Origin of the sequence: Polaromonas sp., assembly GCF_030680935.1 — a bacterium.
Lineage (GTDB): Bacteria > Pseudomonadota > Gammaproteobacteria > Burkholderiales > Burkholderiaceae_C > Polaromonas.
Map to the genome: position 1 here is coordinate 1 of NZ_JAUXUP010000079.1, position 13,593 is coordinate 13,593.

14 protein-coding genes are annotated in these 13,593 nt (G+C 61.7%); 8 read left to right on the forward strand and 6 right to left on the reverse strand.

Annotated features, from left to right (window positions below):
- A partial coding sequence (locus Q8L50_RS18605) for a response regulator (RefSeq protein ID WP_305350125.1) occupies positions 1-522 on the reverse strand: 522 nt, incomplete at its 3' end.
- 713 nt (positions 523-1,235) lie between these two features.
- Between Q8L50_RS18605 and Q8L50_RS18610 the strand changes: the two genes are divergently transcribed.
- The 6 genes from Q8L50_RS18610 (at position 1,236) to Q8L50_RS18635 (ending at position 7,783) form a co-directional block, all read left to right on the forward strand.
- Positions 1,236-2,426 carry a CaiB/BaiF CoA-transferase family protein gene (locus tag Q8L50_RS18610; RefSeq protein WP_305350126.1) on the forward strand — a complete coding sequence of 397 codons (1,191 nt, stop codon included), beginning with the start codon at positions 1,236-1,238 and terminating at the stop codon, positions 2,424-2,426.
- A gap of 68 nt (positions 2,427-2,494) precedes the next feature.
- Positions 2,495-3,868: an MmgE/PrpD family protein gene (locus tag Q8L50_RS18615; protein ID WP_305350127.1), complete on the forward strand. Its 1,374-nt coding sequence runs from the start codon at positions 2,495-2,497 to the stop codon at positions 3,866-3,868.
- A complete protein-coding gene (locus tag Q8L50_RS18620) occupies positions 3,865-4,707 on the forward strand; it encodes a CoA ester lyase (protein WP_305350128.1) in 843 nt (280 codons plus the stop codon). Before Q8L50_RS18615 ends, Q8L50_RS18620 begins: the two co-directional genes overlap by 4 nt.
- A gap of 204 nt (positions 4,708-4,911) precedes the next feature.
- A complete protein-coding gene (locus Q8L50_RS18625) occupies positions 4,912-5,925 on the forward strand; it encodes a TRAP transporter substrate-binding protein (protein WP_305350129.1) in 1,014 nt (337 codons plus the stop codon).
- A gap of 92 nt (positions 5,926-6,017) precedes the next feature.
- A complete protein-coding gene (locus Q8L50_RS18630; protein ID WP_305350130.1) occupies positions 6,018-6,509 on the forward strand; it encodes a TRAP transporter small permease in 492 nt (163 codons plus the stop codon).
- Positions 6,506-7,783 carry a TRAP transporter large permease gene (locus Q8L50_RS18635; RefSeq protein WP_305350131.1) on the forward strand — a complete coding sequence of 426 codons (1,278 nt, stop codon included), beginning with the start codon at positions 6,506-6,508 and terminating at the stop codon, positions 7,781-7,783. The genes Q8L50_RS18630 and Q8L50_RS18635 overlap by 4 nt, the downstream gene beginning before the upstream one ends.
- 202 nt (positions 7,784-7,985) lie before the next feature.
- Here the strand turns inward: Q8L50_RS18635 and nth are convergent, their stop codons facing one another.
- The 5 genes from nth to Q8L50_RS18660 form a co-directional block, all read right to left on the reverse strand.
- Positions 7,986-8,627, reverse strand: coding sequence for an endonuclease III (nth, locus tag Q8L50_RS18640; protein WP_305350132.1), 642 nt, complete (start codon positions 8,625-8,627; stop codon positions 7,986-7,988).
- Positions 8,624-9,994 (reverse strand): type II toxin-antitoxin system HipA family toxin, encoded by a 1,371-nt coding sequence (locus Q8L50_RS18645; RefSeq protein WP_305350133.1) that lies wholly within the window; start codon positions 9,992-9,994, stop codon positions 8,624-8,626. The genes nth and Q8L50_RS18645 overlap by 4 nt, the downstream gene beginning before the upstream one ends.
- Positions 9,988-10,242 carry a helix-turn-helix transcriptional regulator gene (locus Q8L50_RS18650; protein WP_305350134.1) on the reverse strand — a complete coding sequence of 85 codons (255 nt, stop codon included), beginning with the start codon at positions 10,240-10,242 and terminating at the stop codon, positions 9,988-9,990. Before Q8L50_RS18650 ends, Q8L50_RS18645 begins: the two co-directional genes overlap by 7 nt.
- A gap of 147 nt (positions 10,243-10,389) precedes the next feature.
- Positions 10,390-10,896, reverse strand: coding sequence for an SRPBCC family protein (locus tag Q8L50_RS18655; protein WP_305350135.1), 507 nt, complete (start codon positions 10,894-10,896; stop codon positions 10,390-10,392).
- Positions 10,893-11,645, reverse strand: coding sequence for a dienelactone hydrolase family protein (locus Q8L50_RS18660; protein ID WP_305350136.1), 753 nt, complete (start codon positions 11,643-11,645; stop codon positions 10,893-10,895). The genes Q8L50_RS18655 and Q8L50_RS18660 overlap by 4 nt, the downstream gene beginning before the upstream one ends.
- Before the next feature lie 129 nt (positions 11,646-11,774).
- Between Q8L50_RS18660 and Q8L50_RS18665 the strand changes: the two genes are divergently transcribed.
- Positions 11,775-12,962, forward strand: a complete 1,188-nt coding sequence (locus Q8L50_RS18665) for a PLP-dependent aminotransferase family protein (RefSeq protein WP_305350162.1) — start codon at positions 11,775-11,777, stop codon at positions 12,960-12,962.
- Positions 12,963-12,996: 34 nt separating this feature from the next.
- Positions 12,997-13,518: a TIR domain-containing protein gene (locus tag Q8L50_RS18670; RefSeq protein ID WP_305350137.1), complete on the forward strand. Its 522-nt coding sequence runs from the start codon at positions 12,997-12,999 to the stop codon at positions 13,516-13,518.
- Positions 13,519-13,593 lie beyond the last annotated feature (75 nt).

Sequence of the window (13,593 nt, forward strand, 5' to 3'; positions counted from 1 at the left end):
CAGCAATCGCAGGATGCCGTATTCATAACGCGACAGATCCAGCACCCGGCCGTAGAAGCGGATCTGGCGGCGCTCTTCGTCGAGCATGAACACGGACTGTGTGGCCGCCGGGGCAGATTCCTGCGGACTGGCAGAAGGCGCACGCACCGTTCGGCGCAGGATGCCGCGCACCCGGGCCACGAGTTCCCGTGGCGAGAAGGGTTTGGCAATATAGTCGTCGGCACCGAGTTCGAGGCCGACGACGCGGTCGATCTCGTCGCTGCGCGCCGTCAGGAAGAGCATGGGCACGCTGGCGCCGCCGGGCAGGGCGTGCAGGCGCTTGAACAGTTCAAACCCGTTGAGGTCGGGCAGGCCGACGTCGAGGATGGCGAGTGCCGGCGGCTCCGCCGCAAACTCCTGCAGGGCCTGCTGGGCGGTGGCGCACCAGACGGGCGCGAAGCCGTCTGTGGCCAGCACATACTGGATCGTGTCGGCAATGCCGGACTCGTCTTCGATCACCAGGATGCGGGGCTTGTGGAGCATGGGGCGTATGGTAGCGGTTGGGGCGGGACGGGTGTCGCGGACGGGTCGGGGGTCCATCTCTGGCAGCTTCGATGGCTGGTAGTTGGTGTGCGCCTGTTGGCCGGGGGTTGCCCGGCGGCAACTTACTTTCTTTTGCTTCGCCAAAAGAAAGTAAGCAAAGAAAAGGCGACCCTGCTGTCTGCGTCCCTTCGCTTCGCTACGGGCAACCTGCGGTGCTCGTTCCAGCCGGGGTCGAGCTCGAACTCGCCTTTGGCTCAGACAATCGCTCGCCCTGATCCGGCTGGACCTCCGCTCCTCGGCGCATACAGAAGGGTAGTGAAGATGGAGTCGGGATCGGGTCCGGACTCGGGTCAGCAATCGGGTTCCGGCGAGGACGCGCAAAGCGCGTCCTCGCCTCCCCGAATTGGGATTGGTATTTCTGCGCCCCACCCGTCGGGCCGGGCCGAGGAGCGCAGCCGAAAACGGATCAGGGCGAGCGATTGTTTGAGCGCAGCGAGTTCGAGCTCGACCCCGTTTTCGGCGAGCACCGCAGGCTGCCCCGGAGCACAGCGCAGGGGACCCGGACCATCGGGTCGCCTTTTCTTTTGCTTACTTTTCTTTTGGCGACGCAAAAGAAAAGTGAGTTGCCGCCGGGCAACCCCCGGCTTGTTGGCAGACCAGCGCCGGTATCTCAAAGCCGCAGCTTGGGCAATCCATGCCCGAACGGACGATCAATGAAAAACCAACCAAGACCCCTTGACGGCATCACCGTCATCTCCCTCGAACACGCCATCGCCGCCCCCTTCTGCACACGCCAGCTCGCCGACCTGGGCGCGCGGGTCATCAAAGTCGAGCGGCCCGGCGTTGGCGATTTTGCGCGGGCGTATGACCAGCGGGTCGATGGCATGGCTTCACACTTTGTCTGGGTCAACCGGTCGAAAGAAAGCCTGACGCTGGACTTGAAACAACCGGCCGCGCTGGCGGTGCTCAGGCAGCTGCTGGAAACTGCTGATGTGCTGGTGCAGAACCTCGCGCCCGGTGCGGCGGCGCGCATGGGCCTGGGCTTTGCCGAGCTGAGCAAGACGCTGCCGAAGCTGATCGTCTGCGACATCTCGGGTTACGGGGACGACGGTCCGTATCGCGACAAGAAAGCCTATGACCTGCTGATCCAGAGCGAGGCCGGCTTCCTGTCGGTGACCGGCACACCGGACGACCCGAGCAAGGCCGGCAACTCCATTGCCGACATCGCGGCAGGCATGTATGCCTACAGCAGCGTATTGGCCGCACTGCTGCAACGCGGCAAGACAGGCAAGGGTTCCCACATCGACGTGTCCATGCTGGAGTCGCTTGCCGAGTGGATGGGTTACCCCATGTATTACGCCTATGAAGGGGCCACGCCGCCGCCGCGCAGTGCTGCCTCGCACGCCACGATTTATCCTTACGGCCCGTTTGCGGCCGGAGACGGCGGCACCGTCATGCTGGGTCTGCAGAACGAGCGCGAGTGGCTGGTCTTCTGCGAGGTGGTGCTGGCGCAGCCGGCGCTTGCGGCTGATCCACGGTTCGACAGCAATTCCCGCCGCAATGAACACCGTGATGCGCTCAAGGCCATCATCCTGCAGGCCTTTGGCGGTATGACCACCGCGCAGGTCAGCAGCAAGCTTGACGAAGCGCAGATTGCCAACGCCCGCATGAACGACATGGCCGGGCTTTGGGCGCATCCACAGCTCAAGGCGCGCGGGCGCTGGCACGACGTGGCCACGCCGACCGGAAACATTCCCGCACTGTTGCCGCCGGGCCGCATCAACAGTTTTGACTACCGCATGGACCCGATTCCCGCCGTCGGCCAGCACACCCGCGCCATCCTGCGCGAACTGGGGCAGGGCGAGGCCGGCATCGCTGCCCTGCAGCAAGCGGGTGCTATTTAATTGATAGCTGATAGCGCACACCGCATATGGGCAAAACAATGATTTCACTTGAAAGACTGAGCCACAGCATGAAAACCACCTCCGCCAGCCCCACCGCCCAGCTTGCCGCGTTCGCCGCGAACCTGAAGTTTGAAGACATTCCCGCTTCCGTCATTGCCAAAACCGAAGACCTGCTGGTGGACTGGTTCGGCTCGGCAGTTGCAGGCAAAGGTTCGCGCCCGGTCGAGACCATCACAAATTTCGCCGCCAGCATGGGGCCGGCCAACGGTGCGGCCGAGGTGCTGATCAACCGCAGCCGCAGCAGTGCCTATTTCGCGGCCATGGCCAACGCTGCGGCCTCGCATGTGGCCGAGCAGGACGACGTGCACAACGGCTCGGTGTTCCATCCGGCCACGGTGGTGTTTCCGGCGGCACTGGCGATGGCGCAAACCCTGGGCAGCAGCGGGCGGCAACTGCTGACCGCCGTCGTGGCCGGCTACGAAGTCGGCATCCGTGTTGGGGAGTTCCTGGGCCGCTCGCATTACAAGGTCTTTCACACCACCGGCACCGGCGGCACGCTGGCTGCGGCCGCTGCGGCCGGCAGTCTGCTGGGCCTGAATGCCGCGCAAATGCAGCATGCTTTCGGGTCGGCCGGAACGCAGTCGGCGGGGCTGTGGGAGTTTTTGCGCACCGCCGCCGACTCCAAGCAATTGCATACAGCGCACGCGGCGGCGGCGGGCTTGATGTCCGCCTGCCTCGCACAAAAGGGTTTCACGGGCGCTGCGCAAATCCTCGAAGGCCCGCAGGGCATGGCCGCAGGCATGTCCAGCGACGCAGACCCCGCGAAGTTGACCGATGCGCTGGGCACGCGCTGGGCCACGGTCGAGACCTCCTTCAAATACCACGCCTCATGCCGCCACACGCACCCGGCGGCCGACGCGTTGCTGCAGGTGATGCAGGCCCACAGCCTCCAACCCGCCGACATCGCACGCGTGGTCACCCATGTGCATCAGGGCGCGATCGACGTGCTCGGCCCGGTTGTCAACCCGGCCACCGTGCACCAGAGCAAGTTCTCGATGGGCACGGTGCTGGGCCTGGTCGCACGCTTCGGTCACGCCGGCCTGGTCGAGTTTGACAAACACTTTCAGGAAGAGCTCACTGTCGCGCTGCGCGACAAGGTGGTGATGGAACTCGACACCGAGGTCGATACCGCCTACCCGCGCCGCTGGATCGGCAAGGTCACGGTCACCACCGCCGACGGCCGCATTCTGCAGGGAAGGGTGGACGAACCCAAGGGCGACCCCGGTAACACCTTGAGCCGCGACGAGATCACCGCCAAGGCGCAACGTCTGGCGGCCTTCAGCGGCGGCGCCAGTGAAGACGAGATGACGCAAGCGATCAACGCGCTGTGGGCCATCGCGCAAAAGCCCAAAGTCGGGCCGCTGCTGTCAGGTGCCGCATGACAACCATTGCATCTGCACGCACCTTTTTGTTTGTGCCGGCGAACCGGCCCGAGCGTTATGCCAAGGCACTGGCTTCAGGGGCCAGCGCCGTGATCATCGACCTGGAGGACGCGGTCGCGCCCGATGCCAAGGTGCAGGCCCGCCAGCAACTGGCCAACGGGTTCAACGCCCTCGAAGCGGCGGTGAGACCGCGTGTGCTTGTGCGCATCAACGCTGCCGGCACCGCCTGGCACGCGGACGACCTTGCACTGGTTGAATTGCTGTCCAGGCTCGACCTCGGTGGCGTGGTGTTGCCCAAGGCGGAAGCCGTGGCCGATGTGGTGCAAGTTGCGGCCCGTGTTGGCGCTGGCTGTGCGGTGCTGCCCTTGATCGAATCGGCCGCAGGCCTGGCCGCACTCGATGTGCTGGCGGCCTGCGCCGGTGTCACGCGCCTGGCGTTTGGCAACCTGGATTTTCAGGCCGATCTCGGCATGGCCTGCGGGCCTGACGAAGCCGAGTTGCAGCCGGTGCGTCTGGCGCTGGTGCTGGCCTCGCGCCGTGCCGGCCTGCCTGCGCCGGTTGACGGCGTGACACCGGGCAGTAGCGACACCGCCCAGTTGCAGCAGGACGCCGCGCGCAGCCGGCGCAGCGGCTTTGGCGCCAAGTTGTGTATTCATCCGTCTCAAATTTCGGTGGTGCACGCCGCGCTGGCGCCGACAACGGCAGAACTGGACTGGGCGACGCGGGTTCTCGACGCCGCGCAGCGTTCGGATGGGGGCGTTTTTACGCTGGATGGCCGCATGGTGGATGCGCCGGTGCTGCGGCTCGCGCAGCGCGTGATGATCCAGGCCGGCCAATGATGCAACTTACATTAACATACACATGGGTCCACGCGTTCATGGGGTTTGTACGAGCGTAGAACCACGCATTCGCCAACAGGCGTCTCGCCGTACCATGAGAGATCGTCCCTGCTGCAATGGCCCGCCCCTCCGGGACCGCCGCGTAGCTGCTGGCCTCCTCGCCAGATATCTTTTTCTTTTCACCCCCAGACAGGAGACAAATCAATGCATACACCCACTACCTTCCGCAAACGCACACTGCTCAGCAGCGCACTGCTTGCTGCTTGCCTCGCGCTTTCCGGCATGGCGCAAGCCCAGTCGCCCATCGTGATCAAGTTCAGCCATGTCGTGGCCGAGCAGACACCCAAAGGGCAGGGCGCGCTGAAATTCAAGGAGCTCGCCGAGAAAAAGCTGCCAGGCAAAGTCCAGGTGCAGGTGTTCCCTAGCTCGCAGTTGTTTGGCGACGCCAAGGAGCTTGAAGCCCTGCTGCTCGGCGACGTGCAGTTCATCGCCCCATCGCTCTCCAAGTTCGATCGTTACACCAAGAAGATCCAGGTGTTTGACCTGCCTTTCCTGTTTGACGACATCGACGCGGTGGACCGTTTCCAGTCCGGCCCACAAGGCAAGGCCCTGCTTGAGTCAATGAAGGCTCGCGGGCTGCTCGGCCTGGGTTACTGGCACAACGGCATGAAGCAGTTGTCTACCAACAAGGACAAACTGACGCGTCCTGAAGACGTCAAGGGCCTGAAGTTCCGTATCCAGGCCTCTGACGTGCTTGAGGCGCAGTTCCGCGCCCTCGGCGCCAATCCGCAAAAAATGGCCTTTGCCGAGGTTTACCAGGCGCTGCAGACCGGCGTGGTGGATGGTCAGGAGAACACGTGGTCCAACATCTACTCGCAGAAGTTCCATGAGGTGCAAAAGACGATTGCCGAGACCAACCACGGCGTGATCGACTACATGGTGGTCACCAATGTCAAATGGTGGGAAGGCCTGCCGGCCGACGTCCGCAAGGGCTTGTCCGAAGCCATGACTGAAGCAACCGCCCACGCCAACAAGCTGGCCTCTGACATCAACGAAGCCGACCGCAAGAAAATCACCGACGCAGGCAAAGCCAAGATCCAGAAGCTTTCCAAGGACGATGTGGCCTCCTGGCGCAAAACCATGGAGCCCGTCTGGAAGAAATTCGAGGGCGATATTGGGCGTGACCTGATCGACGGCGCGCAGAAGGCCAACAAGTAATACGCAACAACAAGGAAGGGCCCGCACAACGGGTCCTTTTTCCATCTATGCGCTGGTTAGAACATCTCGAGGAAGGTCTCATCACCTTCCTCATGGCTGCAATGACGCTGGTCACCTTCATGCAGGTGATTGCGCGTTACGTTTTCAACTACAGCTTCGTCTGGGCACTTGAGCTCACCGGGGTCATGTTTGCGTGGCTGATTTTTATCGGCATGTCTTACGGTGTGCGTGTTGGCGCCCATATCGGCGTTGATGCCGCGGTCAAGGCGCTGGGGCCACGCTCTGCCCGCATCGTCGAATCGGTCGCCGCCTCGCTCTGTATTGCCTACGCACTGATTGTTGTTGTCGGCGGTGTGCAGTATGTACACAAGATTTACAGCGTCGGCATCCTGATGCAGGACATCCCCATCCAGAGCTGGATACCGCGTGTGGTGTTGCCGCTGGGCTTCCTGCTGTTGGCCTTCCGTTTCGCCCAGGTGTTGTGGCGACTGGCCCGTGGCGAGGATGCCCATTTGCTGGGTGACGAGGCCAAGGACGCGCTCAAACTCCACGACGAGCCTTCTTTCGGCGAAGCCCGCAAATGACCATTGCCGCACTTTTTATCCTGCTGTTTGTCTTCATGGCGTTGGGCCTGCCTGTTGCGGTGGCGCTGGGCCTGTCGTCCATCCTGACCATTTTGATGTTCGCACAGGACTCGCTGGCGTCGCTCACGCTCAAGCTGTTCGAAACCTCAGAGCTCTACACGCTGCTGGCCATTCCTTTCTTCATTCTTGGCGGCAACTTCATGACGACCGGCGGCGTGGCCCGCCGCATGATCCGTTTTGCCAATGCCTGCATCGGCCACTTGCGCGGTGGCCTGGCCATGGCGTCGGTGCTGGCCTGCATGCTGTTTGCCGCCGTGTCGGGCTCGTCGCCAGCCACGGTGGTGGCGGTCGGCGCCATCGTGATTGCCGGCATGGTCAAGGCGGGCTACCCGCAGAACTTCGCTGCCGGTGTCATCTGCAATGCGGGCACGCTGGGCATCCTGATTCCACCGTCCATCGTGATGGTGGTGTACGGCGCGGCGACCGAAACGTCGGTCGGCAAGCTGTTCATGGCCGGGGTTATTCCCGGCTTGATGCTCGGCCTGATGCTGATGGTGGCGATCTATATCCGGGCGCGCATGCTGGACCTGCCGCGCCAGCCGCGGGCGACTCTGGTTGAAGTGCTCAAGTCGGGCCGCGATTCGCTGTGGGGCCTGCTGCTGATCGTCATCATTCTGGGCGGCATTTACGGGGGCATTTTCACCCCGACGGAAGCTGCAGCCGTTGCCGCCATCTACGCATTTTTCATTGCCGTGTTTGTCTACCGCGACATCGGCATGAAGCAGGTGCCCAAGGTGTTGCTGGACTCCGGCAAGGTCACCATCATGCTGATGTTCATCGTGGCCAACGCTCTGCTGTTTGCGCACGTGCTGACCACCGAGCGCATTCCGCAGACCATTGCCGAAACCATCATTGGCTGGGGCATGCCCGCCTGGCAATTCCTGGTGGTGGTCAACATCCTGCTGCTGGTTGCCGGCATGTTCATGGAGCCTACCGGCATCATTCTGATCATGGCGCCCATCCTGTTTCCCATCGCTTCACGCCTGGGCATCGACCCGGTTCACCTTGGCATCATCATGGTGGTGAACCTGGAGATAGGCATGGTGACGCCACCCATAGGGCTGAACCTCTTTGTCACGGCGGGCATTACCAAAATGTCCATCATGGGGGTGGCACGTGCGGCCCTGCCGTGGACGCTGGTGTTGTTGCTGTTCCTGATGATCATCACTTACGTGCCGGCCATCACCATGTTCTTGCCCAACCTGCTGTTCTGACGGCACTGCGTTTGTCAACCAGATACTGACCGCCGCCCGCCGGGCGGCGGTTTGCATTGGGGCTGAAGGTAAAAAGTGCCTCTAGCCCCTTGGTGGCCTGCGTGAGCAGCTATCAATTCAGGAGCGGCCTGGCGCCCGGTGGGCATGTGGGCATGTGGGCATGGGTTGCGGTTGCGGTTGCAGCCCGCAATGCCGGCAAGGCTCACGCAGGCAACGGCGTCTTGGGCGCGTAATCGCACCACGGCGCCACCGCGCATTGCCAGCACATCGGTTTGCGCGCCACACATACGTACCGCCCGTGCAGGATCAGCCAATGGTGCGCGTCCACGATGTACTCGGGCGGAATGCGTTTGAGCAGCTTCAGTTCCACTTCCAGCGGTGTCTTGCCGGGCGCCAGCCCGGTACGGTTGCCCAGGCGGAAGATGTGGGTGTCTACCGCCATCGTGGCTTCGCCGAAGGCTGAGTTGAGCACCACATTGGCGGTCTTGCGGCCCACGCCGGGCAGGGCCTCCAGCGCCTCGCGGCTGCGCGGCACCACGCTGCCGTGTTGGTCTACCAACATGCGGCAGGTTTCCATCAGGTGCCTGGCCTTGCTGCGGTACAGGCCTATGGTCTTGATGCAGCCCTCCAGCCCTTCCAGGCCGAGATCCAGAATTTTCTGCGGCGTGTTGGCCACCACAAACAGCTTGCGCGTGGCCTTATTCACACTCACGTCGGTCGCCTGCGCGCTCAGCAGCACGGCGGTCAGCAGCTCAAACACGCTGGTGTATTCCAGCTCGGTCACCGGCAGCGGGTTGGCAGCTTTCAGCGTGGCAAAGAAGGGGGCTATTGATTCTGTTTTCATGGAAGCTCTGCAATAAATTGATCAGCCTGCGCCAACATGCCAGCGCGTATGGTTTTGAAAACCCGTTGCGGAAAACCTGCTGGCAATTGCGCCGCTACCCGCTCCAGCGCGTCGGGTACCAGTAACACCATCGCCACCATGTGGTCAAAGGCGTCGGGCACGCCGCTTTGCTGCGCCAGCAGTTGCCAGTGGCGGGTACGGATCTCGTGCAGGTGGGAATGGGTGTTTTTGCTTCCCAAATTGGACCGAATGGCCATGGCCAGCTTGGCCCGGCGCGGATGCACCTGATTCGGCCCCGTGCCCATGATGGGCCAGACCGACAACACGTCGTACAGCGGCGTCATGCGGTAGCCGCCACCGCGTTCCAGAAAGATCGAAAAGTTTTTGGCATGGCCGTCGGTGGCGGCCATGAGCCAGAAGGCGAGTTGCGCCTTGACGAAGGCCAATTTGTCTTGATCGGCACGGCGGCTGTTGTCCAGCTGGCGAAGAATGGCGCGTATGCCCGGTCCGCCTTCGTTTTCATACTTTCGCTCGCCGGCAACGCCAAGCGCCTGGCAGAAGTCTTCCTGCGCGAGGCGTGCAATCCAGGGTGCGCGATCTTGCGGGTGCTGAAGCGCCCGGTCAAAGCGCTCTACCACCAATACCTTGCGCTGGCCGAAACGAGCCATTTCGGAGTCGGCCACTGGCAGACCCAGCTGCGCCAGTATCTGGGCGCACAACCACTCGTTCTCCACAGAGTCGCTCATGTCGGCGCGCATGTTTCCAACAAGGCCCAGCGGCAGCTTGAAAATATGCGTGGTCGGTGTTGCACCCACCGGCCTGCACCACTGGCCTTGGTGCCAGAGCAGGGCAGTTTTTTCCTGTGCGCCAGCTATGGAGATACGCAGGGCATCCGTCAATTCCTGCCCCACCACCCGTCCGCCGGTGACGGCGTGGTTGATGGCCTGCTCTACCTGCGTCTCGTCCCGCGGCATGTAATCAATGCGGTCAAAACCCTCGGGAGTCATGCCAGGCGCAAGCAGTTGTACAGACCCGACGCAGTCGCGCCCGATGGCTGCCAGCAGATCAAAGGTATCGATACTGCCTGTAGTGAACTTGTCCCGCAGACGCCGCCGGATGGAGTCGTTGTCTGGCAGCAGGTTGTCGAAAAAGTTACGAACGACTTCTCCACGATGGGGAAGATTGTCTGGCGTGAACGGCAAGGAAAGCGATAGCCAGCGCGCAGCCGGCGATGCGGGCCAGCTTTCGTCATATTGGAAGCGATGCTCGCCGTCCACCACAGACCAGGTGCCCACACGTTCACCATTGGCCCATACCCCAAGCACGCTATGTTGCGGGTTGGTACGCGGGCGGCGAAAAGTCACCATGTGTCAGGCCCCGGTTCGGCCACGCGGTGGGCCGAAGGCTCGTCAATCACCAGGCTGTAGCCCATGGCCGTGACCATGCGTGAAATCTGGTCGAAGGCGGTTACCTCTGGCGCGGCCTCAATGCGCGCAATACGTTTTTGCGTGACGCCCAGCCGCTCACCCAGCTGTGTCTGGGTCAGGCCTCGTGCTTGACGCAATGAGCGCAGGATGGTGCGTAGCTGTTGGGGGTTGTCAACGGGGTATTGCATGGATACGCCTCAAAAGTAGTTGTTTGAATTTACTACTTTAAAGTAGTTAAGTCCAATTACTATCTTTAAGGAGTAATTCGGTTGCTATTTGTGATCAACTGCCCGTCGGGCGAATTGGCCCGCTGCGCTGGACGCAGGTTCTGGACTTCAGCTCGGGCTTGATCGCTTGGACTTGCCAACGCCCAGCAGCCAGCGCAACACCCGTACTTTGGCCGGCCAGGGTACGACCAGTGGCTTGTTGCCCACAGCCCGTTGCGCCTGCGACAACGCGTCTTCCACCAGGGCGTTGTGCAGATGCCGAATCGCCAGTTCCCAGAGCAGCGTGGCGCGGCCTTCGGTCTGCATTTCAATGCGGTGCTCCAGAAAGCAGTCTTCTTCGGTGGCGTCCAGCACGCTGAAACTGTGCCAGCCGTCAAACCCCTTGGGCTCGGTAAACCGGAAGCGTATGGATTCGCCAGGGGTGTAGTCCGTCACCACGTAGCCGATGGGCCCATGCCCGCCCACGGCGCCCGGCGCCAGCGGACGGTCAAACTTCATGCGTGGCCAGTTGGCTGGCCACAGCTTGTCGGCCGGCGATCCCAGCGAGGCCATCAGCTCGGCCACTTGCGCTGGCGTGGCCTCCAGCCGCCGCTGGTGGACATTCACAATGTTCATGCGCCGCCCCTTGAATTGTTCTGCAGCGTTCGGCGGAACAGGTCAAACAGCCGCTCCCAGTGCCGCTCGGCCGCCGCCTGGTGGTAAATGCCCGTGCGCCTGGGGAAGACAAAGCCGTGCTCGGTGCCCGGGTACCACTCAATGCGGTGTGGTGTACCGCCGGCCACCAGCGCCTCTTGCAGCGTTTGCACAATCTCGGCCGGGGCCCAGCGGTCGGTCTCGGCGCAGGCAAAGTAGCTTTCGCAGCCAATTTTGGGCGCCATCAGGTGTGGGGAATCGTCCTTGTCGGTCACCAGGTTGGCGCCGTGAATGCTGGCAATGCTGCTGATACGTGTGGGCAGGGCAGCGGCGGCGGCCATCACAAACGGCCCGCTCATGCAGTAGCCCACCGCACCGACGCGGCTGGCGTCGGCCTGCGGTTGGGCATCTATAAAACGCAGCATGGCTTCGGTGTCGCTCACCACCATGGCGTTGGTGAGTGAGTTCATGTGTTCAAACATCACGGCCATCAGCGCGTCTGTGCGCTCGGTCAGCCAGAAGTCGCGCGAGCGGCGGTAATACAGGTTGGGCAGCACCACGTAATAACCGACAGCCGCCAGGCGCCGCGCCATGTCGTGCAACTCTTCACGCTTGCCGGGTGCGTCCATGTAAAACAGCACCACCGGGTGCGGCCCGCCTTCTTCGGGGTAGACGACAAAGGTATTCATCGCGCCATCGGCGCTGGGGATGTCTATGTGCTGCTCGATCATGGGGTCGCCTCAAATAAAGTGGATGCCAGGACGGGGTTCAGGCGCTATTCTGCCGCCAACGCCCGCCACGCAGGAAAGCTGCGCGCAAATTGGCGACAATGCTCAGCAGAAAGAGAGACCGCCATGCCTTTGCAATTTGCCGACCGCCTGAACAACGTAGAAACCTCTGCCATCCGCGAGTTATTCAAACTGCTGGGCAAGCCCGGCATCATCAGCTTTGCGGGCGGCTTCCCCGACAGCGCCATGTTTGATGTCGAGGGCATCAAAGAGGCCGCCAACAAGGCCCTGGCTGAAGAACCCGGCGCCGCGCTGCAATACGGCGCCACCGAAGGTTACAACCCGCTGCGTGAACAGCTGGCCGCCTTTATGGGCACCAGGGGGGTGGACGTAGCAGCGGATGGCCTGATCGTCACCACCGGCAGCCAGCAGGCGCTTGATTTGCTGGGCAAAACCATGATCAGCCCCGGCGACAAGGTGATTGTCGAAGGCCCGACCTTTCTGGCCACCATCCAGTGCTTCAGGCTGTACGGCGCAGAACTGATCAGCGCGCCGATTGATGCCAACGGCGTCAAGACCGACGAGCTGGAAAAACTGATTGCCGAGCACAAGCCCAAGTTTGTCTATTTGATACCCACCTTCGGCAACCCCAGCGGCGCCATGCTGAGCCTGGAGCGGCGCAAGAAAGTGCTTGAGCTGGCGGTGAAGTACCAGACCCTGGTGGTGGAAGACGACCCGTATGGCGACCTGTACTTCAATGCCGCGCCACCGCCCAGCATCCTGAGCCTGAGTAAAGACGTGCCCGGCAGTCGCGAGCTGATTGCCCACTGCGGCAGCATGAGCAAAGTGTTAAGCCCCGGCCTGCGCGTAGGCTGGATGATTGGCCCCGCCGAGCTGCTGGCCAAGGCCACCATGTGCAAACAGTTCAGCGACGCACACACCAGCACCTTTGCCCAGGCAACCGCCGCGCAATACCTCAAAGCCGGTCGTATGCCCGCCACCCTGGCCAATGTGCGCAAGGTGTACGGCGAGCGCGCCCTGGCCATGGGCGCAGCACTCAAGCGCGAGCTGGGTGATGCGGTGGAATTTACGCAGCCGCAAGGTGGTTTGTTCTTCTGGGCCCGCCTCACCGGTGCGGGCGGCAAAACCAAAGACGCTGGTGAGTTTGCCAAGAAGGCGATTGAGCAGGGTGTGGCGTTTGTGCCCGGAGCGCCGTTTTATGCGGGGAATCCGAATATGGCTACCTTCAGGCTGAGTTTTGCCACCGCGGATGTGGGGAAGATTGAGGAAGGTGTGGGGCGGCTTGGCAAGGCGCTTTAAGTTTGAACGGACTCACTAATTCAAAAAAATGCCATTGGCACGAATTGCCATTCGCCATATGACTCGAAGAGTATTCTTTAGTTTCCACTGGGAGCGGGATATATGGCGAGCCAATGTCGTTCGCAATTCATGGTTGACAGTTGGTGGGGGACTAAAGGCCGGCTACTACGACCACGCCGATATCGAAAAAATTAAGCTGAAAAGTACCGTTGCTATTCAAAATTGGATTGACCGACAGCTATTGGGAGCTTCGGTAACCTGTGTGCTCATCGGTAATAGGACCGCCGAGCGCAAGCATGTTCAGTATGAAATTTCTCGTAGCCGCGAACTAGGGAAAGCCATCTTTGGTGTACGAATTAACCAGATTAAAGATCAGCATGGTTGTACCGACTGGGAAGGCCCAAATCCTTTTGCTGGTTTAATTCCCGGGAATGATCTTCTTTCGCGTGTTTTCTCATCTGAGAACGCCGTCCCCGTCCACGACTGGAACGATGATGATGGCCGTACACATTTTTCCGCGTGGGTTGAAGCGGCGGCGAAGTTAGCCGGCAAATAGCCGCATCGCCACGTCGGTGCTTCTCGGTAGCTCAAGAAAACTTTGAGCTTCTTATCTCTGCCGTCACGCCTGAGG